The organism is Candidatus Nitrosocosmicus oleophilus, assembly GCF_000802205.1.
In the GTDB taxonomy this organism is placed as follows: Archaea; Thermoproteota; Nitrososphaeria; order Nitrososphaerales; family Nitrososphaeraceae; genus Nitrosocosmicus; species Nitrosocosmicus oleophilus.
Genome location: NZ_CP012850.1, coordinates 2,953,540 through 2,970,930, shown reverse-complemented (window position 1 = coordinate 2,970,930; position 17,391 = coordinate 2,953,540). Strand labels below are relative to the sequence as shown.

Below are 17,391 nucleotides of genomic sequence, written 5' to 3'. Positions count from 1 at the left end.
TCAACATTTTTGAGTTTTGGTATTTCAGAACCATAAAGTAATGAATATCGCAAATGACGTTCGTAAGGATAAGTCATAATGATGACATTTTTAGATTAGTAAAGATTTTTTACTTCCTAAACATCGTTTATGAGGTAGACAATGAATACAGAAATTACATTTAAAAAGAGACAGCATCTGTTGTTTAGCAAAACAAGCATTGCATTAATTGTTTTTAACGCTACGATGATATTTTTTTCATATCAAGTTTCATACGCTCAGCTGGATTCACCTAATAATATCAAGAATAGCACTAGCATCAACAACATCTCTAGCAGCATCAGCAGCAATAACAGTAGCATTAATAATTTAACATATCCGCCCTCATTGATAGAGAACGGAAACGTATCATTTGGATCTTTTTCGAGTTTTGTTAATGACATTAATAGCTTTTTAGCATCTAGTTCCTCAAAATCCATTTCAAATAGTACAACAAATTCCCCGACTGAGACATCATCATCAAACCAGCTATCTTTGCATGAAATAACCATTCAAAATACTTCAATGTCGGTACCAGCACCGGTAAGACATCCAGGCCAGCCATCACACGAAGTAGTTTTTGCTCTTCCATTAAGGAATGACGGTAAGATTTGGTCAGGCACAGTAACATTTACAGCAAGTAAACCAATAGAAGTCGAGGTCCTTCATACTTACTCACCATTGAAGAACCCAGATTCCACTCATGGTGAACCTTATCATGCAGTATTGCCTGGAAATAAGAGCATTGCAATAACTCATCTCCGAAACTTGGTTGATGTGCCTATTGAAATCAATGGAACGGGAATGAGTTCAGGGACGCTCGATTTCGTAGGTAATGCACTAATATTTCACAAAACAAGCGGGGAGCCTTTCACTGTGACCTATACTATTGATGCTGTTGCAAAGGAATTAACTAAATTTAGAAAATAGATTATGGTACCTCTTGATTTTATTACCTAAAGAATCATTCACTACATCCTTTATATCCAGATCCCAAATTTATTGAGGGGATGAGGTGAAATCAATTATTTTTCGGTTTATGTCGCCTATAAATCATTTTTGTCTTTTGCTGTTGATATTCATGCTCTGAGAAGACGGGATGGGTTAGGTGTACTTAAAGTCATTTTGGGTAGGCGCTTGCAGGATCATAGTGGATAGTGCTTAATGCACAACTGAAAGGATATACCCAAATAGACCCCTCAGATGGTACTTGAATTGACCTCAACTGGCCTAGGAGTATAAAGATTGATCCTTAATATACTATATACTAAATATATGATCATAAAATTTTGTAGAACCTGAGAACTTTGCTGGTTGTCTATGGTAAACACAATAGATTTATGGGGAATTTGATTTGACAATAAAGATGTAGAAGAAAAAAAAGTGCATTGATCTGTGTGTGCTCAATAATTCTCATTTAGGACTGACAATTTACTTCAAAAAATGTAACAACCACACTAATTAGTTAAAATTAGTGATTGTAAGGATGCGAGACGAGTATCTATGTTGTCAGTTCGGACATAGGTAAATCCCGAACCCTGATGAACTGTTTCTATAAATCCCTCTATATCCTTAATTTCCTCATGATGTTGCAGTTTTGAAGCGTCTTTTAAAGTCCAATAGCAAATCTCTTTGCCTGTACCAGGATCGATATATGCTTCTATAACGCGTTTATTATCGCCTGTCAAAAAAGTTTTCACCTTCAGGGTAACATTACTAGTATTAATGAGATCGTTTAGGAAATAGTCTTTGCTCCTATTGTCGTTTGAATGAAAAATAAAATCATCTCCTGCTAAATTTTTTACATCATTCATTGTAAGTTTCAAGTATCTGCCGTCATCACGATAATCCATAATGTATGGGTTACTGCTGTTTGAAACGTCAAATACTACTCCGATTCCTCTCCGCTCAATATCTGGTGCATCAGACGCGTGAAAACCAGTGTTAAACATTATTTCAATATATGTTTCATTATCAAACTTATCTTCTGGTTGTTCAAAATAATTCAATATGTTTCCTTTCCAAACTATCATTTGGTTCTTCGCAGCATTCATGTCTAAGCTTCCGTTAATGTTTTCTCTCTCAATTTCAATCCTGGGTGAATTTATGTGTTTATTATGTCCTTGAGTGTGCTTTCCAAGGTCCAAATTAACTCTTATTTTTTTGTCAGAATTAAGAGGGTCAACTAATTCGTATGAATATTGTTTGTTGAATTTTGTATCCGCTATCAACAAACCTTTTTCGTCAAATATTTCATTATCTGGTATTTCTTCTTCGGCCTGTTCTACTTCCTCCTCATTATTGTCCTCATCCTCTTCGACTTCAGTTTGATTTAGATCTTCTTCCTTTGAATCACACATTATTTCCGATAAACTGTTTATTTCTGATGAACAATCATATGGATACATTATCTTTAAGAATGGACAAATATTGGTGATTGTCTTTGGATCTTCGACTGGATCGGTGATATTACCTATTCCGCTCCCGTTATGGGGGATGGATGATGTGTTATTTATAGGAGAAGCAAAGGTTTTATTACTTTCTCCAGGATTATCGTAAAATTCAGGACAATTCTTGGTATCTGTAGTATTTAGTAAAACATAGTTTTTCCCTTGAATATGACTTACGGTTTGAGCGAAAGCCATAATTTCTACATTTGATTTGGGCCCTACAATCAAAATATTGTTCATATAAAAGATAATAAAAGAAAAGAAGATAATTGTAATAAACAGAATAAAAAAACTTTTGAAAAAAGGATCTACAGTTACCAATTTTTTAAATACTATAAATCTTCTATTATTTAAACGAATAAAATCAGTTAGAGATAACCTTTATATTTAATTACGATTACAACCTCTTCAAAGTTGATTAATTAGAACGATCCTTTTTTGTTAATTAAAATTTTAATGTCTTAATATTTAATAATCTTACTAATTGATCGTATAGTATAATTTTTGAAAAACTTTAAATCGATAAATTGAATACGTTCTGATTTCACATATGTTAATGTGGTAGTTTCAATTCTAATTTCATACCTGTTTTATCTTGATGGTATTCTGATTCGAAATTAAGATTATTCTTGATTTGCAGTAAGGACCAAATCAATGATACTTTTTATTAACAAATCTTAAATCTTCGTAGTTACCTTTATTTTTATTAATTTATTAATTCTTAAAATTCTTGATAAAATTCGGTTTATTTGTATAGGATAAGCTAAAGTTAAAATCATTCTTAAATGCCTCTGTTTTATTTTTAAAATATTATAGACCTTCTCAACGACTTTTTGTCAATTCAAACCCTGGTTCTAATTTGGCATCTCTAAATTACTCTCAAAAACACACAAAGGAGTGAATAAATCTAATAGGGTGGTGGCTGCTTATCTATTCATATGAACGACCCACAAGCCAAAAATTCTAACAATACAGATGGTTTCGAAGAAATAACACTGGCAAACGGCTGCTTTTGGTGTACAGAGGCCGTTTTTAAGCGAGTTCGGGGAATTGTCTCAGTCATACCTGGATATTCAGGAGGATTTCTAGATGACCCATCGTATGACCAAGTTTGTACTGGTGAAACTGGTCATGCTGAAGCCATTCAAATCCGATTTGATCCAAAAATCATTCCTCTAGAAAAACTCTTTGAAATATTTTGGTATACTCATGATCCAACGACACTTAATCGACAGGGAAATGATGTGGGAACACAATATCGATCTGCCATTTTTTATCAAACACCAAAACAAAAGGACACAGCAAATCTCGTGAAAGAAAATATTGAGAAAAAGAAAGTTTACTCTAATCCTATAGTCACTGAAATCACCCCTTTTAAAAATTTCTACCCTGCTGAGAAGTATCACAAAAATTACTATGATAACAACAAGAATGTACCGTATTGTAGTTACGTGATCGATCCAAAAGTACAAAAATTATTATCAAAATTCCAGGACAGAGTAAAGAATGAATACTTGTAGTGTTTGTAAGCATTCACTAATGGTAACATAATTTATCATCTGAAATTATATTACCATATTAGGAACGTAATTTTATCAACGACCATCCCAAGTTCACTCAAATTCAAATCTTCCTGTCACATTAAGATTCTCTTCAAATGATCTGTTTCTAAGGCTAGGATTTTCATTTTTCTATCTGAAATATATGACAGTTTCTTATATTTTTGATAAGCAATTACGGTAGTTTGAGGCTCTATTTAGTACGAACACGTTTGTAATCTATATAAATCTATGAATTTAAATTCCATAGCAATAAACAACCAGCATGGAGGGCATTGAGGGAGATTACCTGGAAGATATAATTCAAATTCAAAAAATCATTGATAAATCCGAAAATTTCGTATTTTTTACAGGAGCTGGGATTTCAAGGGAAAGTGGAATCCCCACTTTTAGGGATAAGGATGGCTTATGGAAAAAGTACGACCCAGCGAAACTTGCTTCACACTCTGCCTTTATTTCAAATCCAGAATTGGTATGGGATTTCTTTTACTCACGACAAAGACTTGTATGTCAAGCTGAATGTAATGATGCTCATACTGCTATCGGAAGATTTGAAAATACAAGGCCCGAAAATAGTCACGTTATAACTCAAAATATTGATAGATTACATCAGCGAGGAGGATCTCAAAATGTCATAGAGTTACATGGCAACATTTTTGGAATGGTTTGTTTAGCTTGTGGAAAAAGGAAACAGTATGATTATTTTGATTTTTTCAATAACTTTAGTGAAGAAAAAATTCCAACTTGTCCAGGTTGTGATAACATATTAAAACCTGATGTGGTACTTTTTGAGGAACCCTTGCCTCAAGACGCCTGGATTCAAGCCATCCGATTATCGTCTGAATGTGACATAATGTTTGTTATTGGAACATCATTAAACGTTTCTCCAGCTAATACTTTACCATATCACGCTGTCAAAAATCATGCAGTGCTTGTAGAAATAAATCCCAATGTTACTGAAATGACCTCTCTAATGGATTTTTCAATAAGAGCGAGTGCTTCTAAGATATTAACAAAAATACTTTGTGTCGCCTAGCATTTAGTTAATTAAGTAGGAACAATTTTAGTTTGATTATCTGAGTGTCATTGTTGACAAGCTTGTCATTTAGAGAAATATTTGATTAACTTTTCTTTGGATGCAACCAAGGATCTTCCTTTCAAACCATTCAAATCCGGTCGGATTATATAATAAATGGAGATGAACATCCTACTAAAAATATTATTATGATTTAAATATCTTACTTTCAGATTTTCAGTATTTGAAATGTCTTTCTCTAAAACAGCCTTATGCTGATTTGCTTGCAACTGGAAGAAAGACTATAGAAATCAGAAAATGGAATACCAACTTTCGAGGTTCATTCTTGATACATGCCTCAAAAAATGTCAATAAAGATGCCTGTTTGACTCTAGATTTTGACGAACGCAATTTGGTCAGAGGTGCGATTATAGGAAAAGCGCTTGTGTACGATGTTATAAAGTATACAACTATTGAAGATTTTTTGGGTGATCATCACAAGCATTTCTCAATTGAAAAGTTAAAATCAAATCATACATTTAAGAGGTATGGCTTTTTAGTAAAAGATGCTTTAAAATTTAAAGAAGAAATTCCCTATCTGGGGAAATTAGGCTTTTTTGAAGTATCTGCTTTGAGTATTTGAGATAGATAGGTGTTCCTCCACCTCAATATTTGAATTTTTTTAGTTGCTCCTGTGAGTTTAATTGTTTCGTTACTTCTTTTGTAATATATAAATGATAGCGAAAAAGAACAAGAAAACTTAAACAAAATGAATATTTTTGCTCACTTGTCTGTTTCTTATAATAAATGGATTGTCAGCTGAAGTAGACTAGCAACAGTAATGGATATAGCGGTCGTGATATCCATGACTAAGATGTAGGAATAGAAGTAAGAGTAGAGATCGATTAAACTCTTTCAGTTGATCTCAGGATGTTAAGGGCAGAACCAGCACGAAACCACTTTAGTTGAGCATCATTGTATGAATGTATCAATGGAATTTGTTCTACAGTACCATCACTATGGTATAAGTTGGCAGTTACTACACCTTTGGGTCTAAGATCTTGTAAATCAATTATGCTTATTCTGTCGTCTTCTCTTATCTTCTCATAATCAGATGATTCCACAAAAGTCAGAGCAAGAATCCCTTGTTTCTTTAGATTTGTTTCATGTATTCTGGCAAAACTTTTTGCAATTACTGCAGCACAGCCTAAATATCTTGGAGTCATTGCTGCGTGTTCACGGCTGCTGCCTTCTCCATAATTCTTATCGCCAATGATTATCCATTTTAATCCATTCTTCCTGTACTCTCTGGCGATATGGGAAAAAGTTTCAATGTTCTTATTTAAGAGATTGAGTCCTTTGCCTACTTCTCCGTCTCTAAATGCGTTTACTGCGCCTAATAACAAATTATCGCTTAATCTGTCTAGATGACCCCTATACATTAACCATGGACCGGCAGGTGAAATATGATCAGTTGTACATTTTCCCTTTACCTTGGTCAATACTGGTAATTTGATAAAGTCGTTTCCGTCCCACTCTAAAAAGGGTTCTAGAGCTTGAAGTCGTTGGCTATTTTTGTCTATTACAACTGCCACGCTTTCTGGGTCTGTAGCGGGAGCGACATAGATGTCTACCGTGTCTTTGAAACCGTCTTTTGGGACTTCGGGGGCTATTTTCGGGGGGTCTAGTTTGAATTTGGTCCCGTCGCTTGCCTCCAGCTCGTCCTTTAGTGGGTTAAATGAGAGTCGACCGCCTAGGGCGAGGGCTATTACAAGTTCTGGACTACCAATAAAGTTCATGGTTTCTCTTCTACCATCATTTCTTCCAGGGAAGTTTCTGTTATAGGAAGTGACTATAGTATTTGGCTCTCCTTTTTTTATTTCAGGCCTGCTCCATTGCCCTATACAGGGTCCACATGCATTAGCTAATACATTTGCTCCAATATCTCTTAACAATTGAATCTGACCATCTCTTTCTATCGTTTCTCTTATCATTTCTGAGCCCGGTGTAACTTGAAGAGGTGTTTTTGTCTTGATTCCTTTTTCTATTGCCTGCTTTGCGATATCAGCTGCACGGGACATGTCTTCGTAAGATGAATTAGTACAGCTTCCTATAAGCGAAACAGAAATCGTGTCTAAGTAGTTGTTTTTTTGAATGTCTTCAGCCATTTTTGAAATGGGCCTGGCGAGATCAGGGGTATGCGGACCTACTATGTAAGGTTCTAGTTCGTCTAGGTTTATTTCAATAAGTTGATCGAAATATTTAGTAGCGTTGTCGCGATTCTGGCTGATTTCTTTTTCAATTTCTGGATCTGGTGTAAGCAATTCTTTGTTTTTATTTGCAATATCTGCCAAATCTTTTCGACCTGTAGAGATCAAGTAGGATTCCATTTTGTCGTCATATGAAAAAACAGAACAGGTAGCACCTATTTCTGCACCCATATTTGTTATGGTGGCTTTTCCCGTGCAGCTTACACTTCTTGCACCTGGTCCAAAGTATTCTATTATTGCGTTAGTCCCGCCAGATACGGTTAGCTTTGATGCAACAAATAGTATGATATCTTTAGGAGATGTCCAACCGTTTAGTTTCCCTGTTAAATATACTCCGATTCTTTTTGGGTACAAGACTTCCCAAGGCAGCCCTGCCATGACTTCGGCAGCATCCAGTCCGCCTACCCCTATAGCAAGCATACCTAATCCTCCGGCATTTGGGGTATGAGAATCTGTTCCGATCATCAAACCACCTGGAAATGCATAGTTTTCTAGAACAACCTGGTGTATTATTCCAGCACCAGGTTTCCAAAATCCTATACCATATTTTCTTGAGGCAGATTCTAGAAATTGATAGACTTCATTATTTTCGTAAATTGCGGCTTTGGTGTCAGAATCGCTGCCCACCCTTGCTTGAATCAAATGGTCGCAATGTACCGTAGTGGGGACCAAAACCTGTTTTATACCTGCTTGCATAAATTGCAAGATTGTGGTTTGTCCTGTAACGTCTTGAAGGGCAACTCTGTCTGGGTTTAACAAGATATATCCATTTCCCGGAGTTAAGCCATTGAAGGTCATAAAGTCCGTTGACTCATCAAGGTGACCTATCAGAATTTTTTCTCCAAGTGTAAGTGGTTTATTTGAAACTTGTTTAAATTTTAAAATATTTTTTTGTAATTTTTCATATACTTTGGAAACCAAGTCAGTCTTGGTTGTTTTTCCTTTCAATTTCAAAGAATTTTGACTTGACATACAGAAGACACGTACTTTAAAATGAACTTGCCAATATTTATCACTAATGCATTGGTTGCCGTCATAAGAATAGCAAAATTGAACCCTTGAATTTGGATTTGAGGTCTTACGAGCGTTGATGTAGTTTCTCCTTCTGTGTCTTAGTAAACATCTGTTTTCTATTTTGTTCTTCAACATTAGCAAAAATCCTTAATTAATAATCCCTAGTTATTTCCTCTGTCTTGTTCATGTGGGATGACAACAGAATAAATCAAACAATTAAAATAAGTTATAGTTTAAACAAGAAACCTAATGTTTTCAAAGATATTGGTTGCATTTGATGGATCAAAACCCTCATTGGATGCCGTTGAAAGTGCTATGGAAATAGGCAATAAATATAATTCTTCATTGATAATTTTGCACATTTTAGATGGTTACAAATATCCATATTTACTTTCAAGTGTTGTATTCGCCCCGACATACGGTTCTGACAAGTTAGAAAAAGAGCGTCAGAAATTTGACGAATTGATGAATTCGCTTAAAGAAAAGTACAATGCAGGCAACAGGAAGGTGCTGGCTTCAGAAAATGATAAAGTGATTTCGGAAGGAATCAATGCCACTCCTACTTCTAATACCGCTGATTCTACCTCTACTGATTCAACTGTTTCACGCTTTGAAACTGCAATTATTGAGGCTGAAACATCTGCTGCATCGACCATAGTTGATTACGCCGAATCCAAAAATGTCGACTTACTAGTAGTTGGAAGTAAGGGCCGAACCGGTTTGAAAAAAATGCTAGTTGGAAGTACTGCCACAGAAGTGCTAAAATACGCACACTGTCCTGTACTTGTGGTAAGATAATTTCGGTGAGTAAAACATGATTTACCAAGTATAACGAATTCGTTATTTTGCTCATCAATATCTATTATTTACCTATATCCTAGTAGACATCGACAAAGCTGTCATGTTTTTAAATTGAATTGTGATCTGTTGTTTCTCTCTGTCCATTATGTTGGTTGTGAAGGAGGATTTTTTTTGTCGCTATTGCTGTAAATTTTCAAGGGGCATTGAGAATTAATACAAAACTCCCATTGGTATTTTTTACCCTGATTATTGCCACTAGCTATGATAATGGGCCAGTTGCATTTTTCACACCTTTTCCCAGTGCTTTTTATTGTACCTTTTTGAGGTAATGGGGATGTAGCCAAGCATTTTGTTGATGCATAGGATGTACACCCTGCAAATCTTTTCTTTGATTTTATCGCCTTTTTGACAATTAAATTTCCATTCTTGCAAACAGGACAGGTGCCCAACGCAACTAGGGCGATGGGTTTTCGTGAAGGATTTGTTGTTCTATTTGCTTCTAAGGCTAAAGATATTTCTTGGCCAATTTTAGTTTCGTTGATATTAAAAGACTGTATTGCTTCTTTAATTTGGGTGCGTGCCTTTTCTACCACTTGTATACTTGTGGAATTTCCTGATTCAATTTGTTCTAACTGGGTTTCCATGTCTTGTGTTAGACTTGTCGAAACAATGTTAGGTATGTATTTCTTCATTGAACTTACAATAGCTATTCCAATTTCTGTAGGTCTTAATCCTGATTTTTGGACACCTGTATATTCTAACTTGCTTGTCTTTACCTTTTGATTATTGGAAATAGGATAATTTTTTGATATCTTTGAATCATAGGTAACGGATTGATTGGTTGCAGTAGTAGCGGGGGGTACAAGATTAGTAATATAATTTCTCTTAAACAAAGTACCAATTATTTCAGACCTGGTGGCTTTGGTCCCTATTTTTTCTCTTTCCATTTTTTGCAACAACGTTGATTGATTGTATCTGGGAGGAGGCTGGGTAAACTTTTCTAAAAGTTCCATTTTTATATTTTCTAAAATATCGTCTGGTTTTAGAAATGAAAGTGAGTCTAAATTTACAAAGCCTGATAAATCAAAGTAGGGCCTATAATATTGAATCCATCCTTCAAAAACAATTTTTTTCTCTTCTGCTTTAAACGTATATTTGTCTTTTACTGTTATCGTGACAGTAGATTGACTAGAAGAGGCATCTTTTCCAAACGCAGAAAAGAATCTCCTGATTATGAGATCTAATAGTTTTAATTCTGAATCTTCGAGTTTTTGCTTTGGTTTTTGGCCTGTCGGATAAATGGCCGGATGCGCAGGATCAGTTTCTTTTCCTTCGTTTGGTTTGAGGGTCTTATTGGCTAACAATTTTATAGAGATCTCTGAATATGAAAGGATTGATCCAGTTTTGTTACCATATGAACTATCCTGATGTAAATTATTATTCAGGGTTGAAACTGCTTTGATTATTTTTTCATAGTTAATTGGGGAAGGTAACTTTTGGCTTGATGTTCTTGGATATGAAATAAGGGCAGCCAAGTACAATTTCTCAGCGATTGAAAGGGTGTAACTTGGGGTAAATCTAAAAAGCCTATAGGCTTCTTTTTGAAGGTCTCCAAGATTAAAAGGAATTGGTGGTCTTATTGATGTTTTAATAATCTTGATATTTGTTACTTTGCCGAGTTGATTTTTGCAAGAGTTGACAATGTTCTCGGCAACTGGTTTTGTATCTATTCGCTGGGGATAATAATAAGTTTTGATGATTTGATTGTTTTTTTTAAAATCTGCTATAACATTCCAATAGGGTTCAAATATGTGATTTTCAATTTCTTTTTCCCTTTCTACTACGAATGCAAGTGTGGGACCCTGGACCCTGCCAATTGATAATTGCTGATAACCTTTTTTGATTTCTCCAGCAGATTCTTTTTTTTTATTGACAGAATTAGTTAGGGCCCTAGAAAGATTAATTCCATATATGAAATCTATCATATGTCGTGACGTCCCTGCATCCTTTAGCTTTTCGTTGGGAGGTAACAAATTATTAAAAGATTGTATTATTTCTTCATCCGTAAGCGATGAAAATTTGGCTCTCTTTGAAATAGAGTATTTGTGGTGACAAGCATGCTCTAATATATTATATCCAATCACTTCACCTTCTTGGTCATAGTCGCAGGCATGAATAAAGCCTGAGGCATTTTTAGATATTTGAGAAATTTCCCTCAATATTTTTTCAATCTTGAAAGCCAGATATTTTGAGCTTGGCCCCTTCTTTTTTAGTATGGATAATGGTAACCAAGTGGGATCAAGGACTGGGAATGCTTTTCTAGATCCTTTGTTATTATCTGATAGTCCGTATAAGTGCCCTAATGCATGACAAATGATGTAATCTTGACCATTCAAACCCCTAATGGTAGTAAATAATGTTGAAGATGTTGGTTGTGGTGGTTGTGATCTATTTTTTTGTTCTTGGTCTGAGGTTTTGTCTGAATAATGATTTCTGTGGTCGTGATAATATGTACTAAGCGCTTGTGCTATTCGTTTTGCAACAGAAGGTTTCTCACAGATTACAACTATGGATCTATTTGTGATGGTAAAAGCACCAACCTGTGCGATTATTATGTTTCATTTCTTTTATAAATACAGGTAATTACTTTATTGGTAGCCCAAAAACTAAATTATTCATAAAGATAGGGGACGACACTTCTATAAGTAATCAGGATGTAGATTTCTATCTCCATTTCCAGACCTTGGTAAGACCATTTCCCTCAGGGTCTACGGTTTTCTTGTAGATGCCAAATAGATTATCATATTGGGTATGAAGGGTGTCTGTTGAATTCGAGTATTCTTCAGTAGAATTTCCTGAATTCATTTGAAAAGGCATGTGGAAGACCATTATACCACTGTCTGAGAAACTCCCATCAGGATTGTAGTTACCTATTGATTCAGATCTGTAAGTTATGACTTGACCTGTTGATGTCAATATTATCGCTTGACCTTTAGAAAAAACTGTCCCATCATTATTCATCTTATCCACTATTGTACCTATGGTTTGAGTTGGTGCTCCACCAATAGTACTGTTACCAGTATAAGTAACTTCAACGGTTGGAATGGGATCAATACTTGATACTTTAATGTTTGTTGATTTTGTATTTTCTGAATAAAATGGATTCACTAGGGTATCGTAATCATCCATGGTTAATTGATTAGATCTAGAACTGTTTGCCTGTAAGGAATCAATTTGGCCAAAAGTGGATGAAACGGTTGAAACCGACTCTATTATCAAGAAGGAAACCAAAGAAATACTACTAATAATGAGAACCAAGGCTACTTTTCTTAATGGTTCACTTGACAAAGTACCTTTAATTTCTGATTCAATCATAATAGAAAAGTTTTATTTGGAAAATATAAAGGTTTAAGGAAATTCTATTCGCCTAATCCGATCATACTAGATCGCGTACAATGATAATTGATCTAGGTCCTAATTTAGGTAATATGATATTAGTAGCTAGGTGGATGTTGTACATTTATGAACTGGAACTAGGTTCAGAATTGACTAGCAAGGGTTTACTTGCCCATGTATGTATCCATTCTCTCACGATGTTTGCACTATGTTCAGCTTTTCTTCTAACAAATCCGTCCATATCATTTTTTGCGACATCAATAAGCACTTGGATCGTTTCGTACGTTCGCTTATCTGGTATAGTGTGAAATCTTCCGTCTTTATCAGCGAGTGCAGAACAAGCATTTATCTTTATCTTTCGTCTATCATCTCTTAACAAATCCTTAAGTCTGTTAAAAACAGCCTGGTGCATAGCACTAGTGTCTGCGTCTACCGTGTCATTCTTGCTAACCAAAAACTTGGCCAAATTTGATGTTGCCTGGGCTCTCACAAAGTAGTCCTTTGATTCAAGTGTATTCTCCAGAAAAAAATTAGCTACCTCAATGCGTATCTGGTTATCTTTATCAGTTGCTAACTCTTTCAGTCCTTCCAAAGCCCCAGTAGCTAAAACGTTTTGAAAAGTCTCTGTTTCTTCAACAAGGTTTTTTAAAAGTGAAATTACTTGGAACTTATTCTTCACCTCTTCTACCTCCTTACTGCTTTTTCCTAGGGCCGTAGCCGCAGATGATCTTACAAAATTGCTTTCGTCTCTAGATCCGTGAATTACATCTTTTAGCAAACTAATTGATTCAACTCTTTCAAATATCCCAATGTTTCTAATGACAGCTTTTTTGACCTCCGATCGTAAAGCATCAAAGGTTGATTTACTACTTAATATGGAAACCAAACACTGATATGAATTATCAGATTTTTCATAATTATTTTTGTCATAAAAAGAGCCAAGTGTATTCGCCGCCTCAATGGCTACCCCATAAAATTTGTCTTGAACAATTGCATCATAAAGTGCCCTGATCCCATCTTCTGAATATCGATCCTTCAGTAATCTTAAAGCGTTAATTCTTTCTACAATGGTTTCTCCACATTTCACTTGGTTATGAAGCAATTTCTTTAATTGAAAGTCTCTGGTTTCATTTACTACTTTAATAGAACTTATTTCTTTTAGAATCTTAAATTCTGGATCAATGGAGATCGATTCAATATTGAAATTGCCGACTATATCTACAAACGACTCTGAATCATTGTTATTCACATTCATTAAATGCGCCATTTGGTTTTTTTGACCAGAACTATCTACAATTTTTATTTTAAATTCCAATTGAAATTGATAATATCTAAAGGAATCTTCATAGCTATCATCTATGTTTTTCTGTAAGATTTTGATTTTCAGTCTTTGAGAATTTCTGTTAACATTCTCAATAGAATCACTATTCTCCAGAGAATACTCGATCTCCAATTTAGGGTGACCTTGTTTGTAAATCCATTGGTCAAAAAATGATGCCATTTCTCTACCTGAGACTTCTTCAATTACTTTTAGCAAGTCTAGCGTTTCAGCCGATCTGTTCTGATATTTTTCCAAATAGACCTTAAGTGATTTTCTAAAATTATTCTCTCCTACATGATTTCGAATCATGTGGAGGATAAACCCTGATTTTTCATATGAATGGGCGTCAAACAAATCATCTACATGTTTATATAAATTAGTAACAATTGGTCTGTTATAGAGTGTATTTGATTCTTCAAAATAAATATCTGTAGCTTCTATCAAGTTATACTGAAATTCATCTTTTCCACGAGAATTTTCCCAATACAATGATTCACAATATGTGGCAAATCCTTCATTTAACCAAATATGCGGCCAATCTTTGCAGGTAACCATATCTCCAAACCACTGGTGTGCAAGCTCGTGAACGACCAAAAAAATATCATTTCTATAGTCGCTAGAAGCTTTTTTATCATGCAAAACTCTCCTGGTTAAAGTAGTGCAGGTGGTATTTTCCATACCTCCAAACTCAAAATTATCAACAGCGGTCTGAGAGTATTTTTTGAAAGGATAATTGGTTTCGAAATATTCTTCAAAGAATTTTAACATTTTCGGAGTCTCAGAAAAAGTTAACATGGCATCTTCTTCTTTAATCTCTTCTGGCCAGTAATAGTAGAGGGAAACGTCTCTATATTTTGATTCATAATGTGAAAACGTACCAATTACAACTGAAATAAGGTAAGAAGGAAGGGGTCTTTTTTCAACATACTTCCAAATTACAAATTCATCTTTCATAACCTTTGATTCTAATAATCCATTTGAAATTACATCGTACCCTTGTGGTGCAGAGACTTCGATATCCAAAGTAAATTTGACCTGGGGTATATCAATTGACGGAAACCAGTATCGTGATTCGGTTGCTTCTCCTTGTGTCCACGCTTGGTATGCAGGAATTTGTTTGCTATAATTACTCTTTGTAATAAAGTGAAACCCAGTTTTTGGAGAACCGAATTCTTCTTTGCCGTCAATACTGGTATAGCCGGCAGAATATGAAATATCAACGTTTACGGTGCTTCCAGCTCTAAATTGTTCTGAAAATTCTATTATGACTTGCTTGTTATCAACGCATCTAAAATTTGAAATATTAATAGACTGTGAATTTACCTTTGAAACTTTTAAATCAGAAATATCTAACACGATTTCTGCTAAATCATCGAAAGCCCTAATTGTTATTTGCTGTTCGCAATCAAGTAGGATCTTGTTTACTAGATCAGGCTTTATCTTTAACGACATATGCTCAATCGTAAAAGACAAGAAAGGCATAGAGTGGACTTTGCTTCCTGGAAACACAAACCTTTTTTTTTCTGACACTTTTTTTTCAGTTTCAATAGAATCTTTGTTAAGTTGTATCATGCCTTATTTCTTTAAACATTTACCCGTATGCGCTTATTCAAACATAAGTCTATTGAAAATAGAATATAATTAGAATTATGAAAATATGGACGATTAGTGTTTGTTTACCTGATCTTTTTATTTTTACTTTTCAACATTTTTCCTTGTATGCAACCTCCTTTCACCTCGATTGGCACAAATATCAACAGCATTTAGATGAGATTCATGATGCAGGGGTCTTGAATTATAGCACTTGATTTTTAAATGATTGTTTGGTGATTAACTAGTGCTAAACTTTTTTGATTTAGCAAATAGTGGTCTTCCTTATCCAATTACAAAGGACACTCTTGTCTTGTACAAGCAAGTGAGCAAGCAATATCTGGATAGGTACCTACTTGAATCCATTAGGATGCTAGTGCCAATCAAAATTAAAAACAAATTTGAAGGGGCAGTAGGAGGAAAATTAGACTTGAAGATACCTATGGCCTTGCTGCTTTATTGGTTCAAACACGATTTTATGAAATGGATGGATAAGAGCCCAGTATGTCCATCGTGCAACATATCATTAAGTCTTAGATATGTTAAGGGAAATTCATGGATAGTAAGAAGTGTAGAATATTATGATTGCCCTCAATGTTCTTTTACCCTGGCGTTCCCCCGTTACGGCGAAATAGAAAACATAGCATTTAATCGGATCGGTAGATGTAGTGAATGGTCGTTTCTATTTGGGGCCATACTCAGTTCTCTATCGATTCAATCTAGAATTGTTCACGATTTTCTCGATCACTGTTGGAACGAAGCTTTAATAGAAGAAAAATGGATTCATGTGGATTCAACTCTTGAATATCCTATTTCGGTCAATAACCCTCATTATTATGAACAAAATTGGAATAAAAAGTATCAATATGTGCTAGCATTTTCAGGCACGGAGATAGAAGACGTTACAAAAAACTATTCTGTTAATTGGGAAACTATACTTCAACAGAGAAAGAAGCGAAAGAATAGCGATATGTCTAGAATAATAGATTATTATGAGAAAATATGATTTTAGTTTTTTTATTCTTCATTTTTCAAATATGACTTATGGTTCAAATACATTAGTTTAGTCTTTCTTAATGGTTTCTACATCATTTTTGTATTTTTTAAAATCAGAAAATATTCTGCTTTTATTCTATCAAGCAAATATTCCTTAATTTTAGTTAGTAGGTTTAATTCTTGAAATATTTAACCATTTATTTGGATATCGTCAGATACCGATCTCCGGAGATCCCTCTTGAAGTATTCAATTAGCATTTCAAAGTTACCTTTTCTTAGGTTGCAAAGTACGATTATGTTTGAATTATATAGTTCATGACTTGATTCTCCATACTATATTTCGTATTAGCTAAATAACCGATCCGTTAAGGATTGATTTTGTGTGGATGGTAATGATTGTCTCAATTACAATTTCTATTCAGTTAATCTACTAATATAGGTAATTAGGAGACTAGGATGATTGCTTTACGAAATATGCTGTGGTTTTTACAATTATTTCTGCTTTTTTCTATTAGCGTTAAGAAATTCTTCTAGTTTTTCTAGCGTTTCAGAATGTAGGTGATGTTCTATGCCTTCTGCATCTGAGTTTGCAACATCCTCTCGTACACCTATGAAAGTAAAGAACTCTGTCAATAATTCATGTTTTCTTCTAATATTTTGGGCAACATTTGTCCCTTGTTGGGTTAAACGAATACCTCTGTATTTTTCATATTCTAAATATCCTGTGGTATCTAACCTTCTCATCATTTTGGTAACACTAGGGGCTGAGACATTCAAACATTCGGTAATGTCGACGCTGGTAGCATATCCTTTTTGTTGGACTAGCTCATAAATAATCTCAAGATAGTCCTCCATCCTATCTGTACGTTCCTTTCTTTGTGAACTATTGACCTTTCTAATAGAGTCAATTATTGTATTTTCTCCCAAAGATGAAGTATTATTTGACACTTTCTAGTCCACC

General features: G+C 34.7%; 12 protein-coding genes. 6 read left to right on the top strand and 6 right to left on the bottom strand.

The window, feature by feature from the left end:
- Nucleotides 1-141: 141 nt before the first annotated feature.
- On the top strand, nt 142-948 hold the full coding sequence (locus tag NMY3_RS14300; protein ID WP_196816489.1) for a hypothetical protein: 807 nt from the start codon (nt 142-144) through the stop codon (nt 946-948).
- A 527-nt stretch (nt 949-1,475) separates the two neighbouring features.
- Here NMY3_RS14300 and NMY3_RS14295 read toward each other — a convergent pair.
- Complete coding sequence (locus NMY3_RS14295; RefSeq protein WP_196816488.1) at nt 1,476-2,696, bottom strand: hypothetical protein; 1,221 nt, start codon at nt 2,694-2,696, stop codon at nt 1,476-1,478.
- Nucleotides 2,697-3,406: 710 nt separating this feature from the next.
- Between NMY3_RS14295 and msrA the strand changes: the two genes are divergently transcribed.
- The 3 genes from msrA to NMY3_RS14280 all read left to right on the top strand — a co-directional run bounded on the left by msrA (nt 3,407) and on the right by NMY3_RS14280 (nt 5,685).
- Nucleotides 3,407-3,988 (top strand): peptide-methionine (S)-S-oxide reductase MsrA, encoded by a 582-nt coding sequence (gene msrA / locus NMY3_RS14290; protein WP_196816487.1) that lies wholly within the window; start codon nt 3,407-3,409, stop codon nt 3,986-3,988.
- A 304-nt stretch (nt 3,989-4,292) separates the two neighbouring features.
- Nucleotides 4,293-5,063 (top strand): SIR2 family NAD-dependent protein deacylase, encoded by a 771-nt coding sequence (locus NMY3_RS14285; protein WP_196816486.1) that lies wholly within the window; start codon nt 4,293-4,295, stop codon nt 5,061-5,063.
- A 223-nt stretch (nt 5,064-5,286) separates the two neighbouring features.
- The gene (locus tag NMY3_RS14280; protein WP_196816485.1) at nt 5,287-5,685 is read left to right on the top strand and encodes an ASCH domain-containing protein; all 399 of its coding nucleotides are present in this window, start codon (nt 5,287-5,289) and stop codon (nt 5,683-5,685) included.
- 262 nt (nt 5,686-5,947) lie between these two features.
- Here the strand turns inward: NMY3_RS14280 and NMY3_RS14275 are convergent, their stop codons facing one another.
- Nucleotides 5,948-8,284, bottom strand: coding sequence for an aconitate hydratase (locus NMY3_RS14275; RefSeq protein WP_196816484.1), 2,337 nt, complete (start codon nt 8,282-8,284; stop codon nt 5,948-5,950).
- Between the two features lie 291 nt (nt 8,285-8,575).
- Between NMY3_RS14275 and NMY3_RS14270 the strand changes: the two genes are divergently transcribed.
- Nucleotides 8,576-9,124, top strand: a complete 549-nt coding sequence (locus NMY3_RS14270; RefSeq protein ID WP_196816483.1) for a universal stress protein — start codon at nt 8,576-8,578, stop codon at nt 9,122-9,124.
- 146 nt (nt 9,125-9,270) lie between these two features.
- On the opposite strand, the gene topA is transcribed toward NMY3_RS14270, so the two are convergent.
- The 3 genes from topA to NMY3_RS14255 form a co-directional block, all read right to left on the bottom strand.
- On the bottom strand, nt 9,271-11,688 hold the full coding sequence (gene topA, locus NMY3_RS14265; RefSeq protein ID WP_257720032.1) for a DNA topoisomerase I: 2,418 nt from the start codon (nt 11,686-11,688) through the stop codon (nt 9,271-9,273).
- 163 nt (nt 11,689-11,851) lie between these two features.
- Entirely contained in the window at nt 11,852-12,475 is a 624-nt protein-coding gene (locus tag NMY3_RS14260) for a hypothetical protein (protein WP_196816481.1), read from the bottom strand.
- A gap of 172 nt (nt 12,476-12,647) precedes the next feature.
- Nucleotides 12,648-15,416 carry a M1 family aminopeptidase gene (locus tag NMY3_RS14255; RefSeq protein WP_196816480.1) on the bottom strand — a complete coding sequence of 923 codons (2,769 nt, stop codon included), beginning with the start codon at nt 15,414-15,416 and terminating at the stop codon, nt 12,648-12,650.
- A 265-nt stretch (nt 15,417-15,681) separates the two neighbouring features.
- Here NMY3_RS14255 and NMY3_RS14250 point away from each other — a divergent pair, with 265 nt between their 5' ends.
- A complete protein-coding gene (locus NMY3_RS14250) occupies nt 15,682-16,440 on the top strand; it encodes a transglutaminase domain-containing protein (RefSeq protein ID WP_196816479.1) in 759 nt (252 codons plus the stop codon).
- Nucleotides 16,441-16,922: 482 nt separating this feature from the next.
- Here NMY3_RS14250 and NMY3_RS14245 read toward each other — a convergent pair whose 3' ends face one another.
- Nucleotides 16,923-17,285, bottom strand: a complete 363-nt coding sequence (locus tag NMY3_RS14245) for an iron dependent repressor, metal binding and dimerization domain protein (protein WP_196818598.1) — start codon at nt 17,283-17,285, stop codon at nt 16,923-16,925.
- Nucleotides 17,286-17,391: the final 106 nt, after the last annotated feature.

Coding starts and splice junctions, on each gene's coding strand:
- NMY3_RS14255 (WP_196816480.1), bottom strand. CDS start 15,416: ATGATACAACTTAACAAAGATTCTATTGAAACTGAAAAAAAAGTGTCA.
- msrA (WP_196816487.1), top strand. CDS start 3,407: ATGAACGACCCACAAGCCAAAAATTCTAACAATACAGATGGTTTCGAA.
- NMY3_RS14245 (WP_196818598.1), bottom strand. CDS start 17,285: ATGGAGGACTATCTTGAGATTATTTATGAGCTAGTCCAACAAAAAGGA.
- NMY3_RS14300 (WP_196816489.1), top strand. CDS start 142: ATGAATACAGAAATTACATTTAAAAAGAGACAGCATCTGTTGTTTAGC.
- NMY3_RS14275 (WP_196816484.1), bottom strand. CDS start 8,284: ATGTCAAGTCAAAATTCTTTGAAATTGAAAGGAAAAACAACCAAGACT.
- NMY3_RS14285 (WP_196816486.1), top strand. CDS start 4,293: ATGGAGGGCATTGAGGGAGATTACCTGGAAGATATAATTCAAATTCAA.
- NMY3_RS14270 (WP_196816483.1), top strand. CDS start 8,576: ATGTTTTCAAAGATATTGGTTGCATTTGATGGATCAAAACCCTCATTG.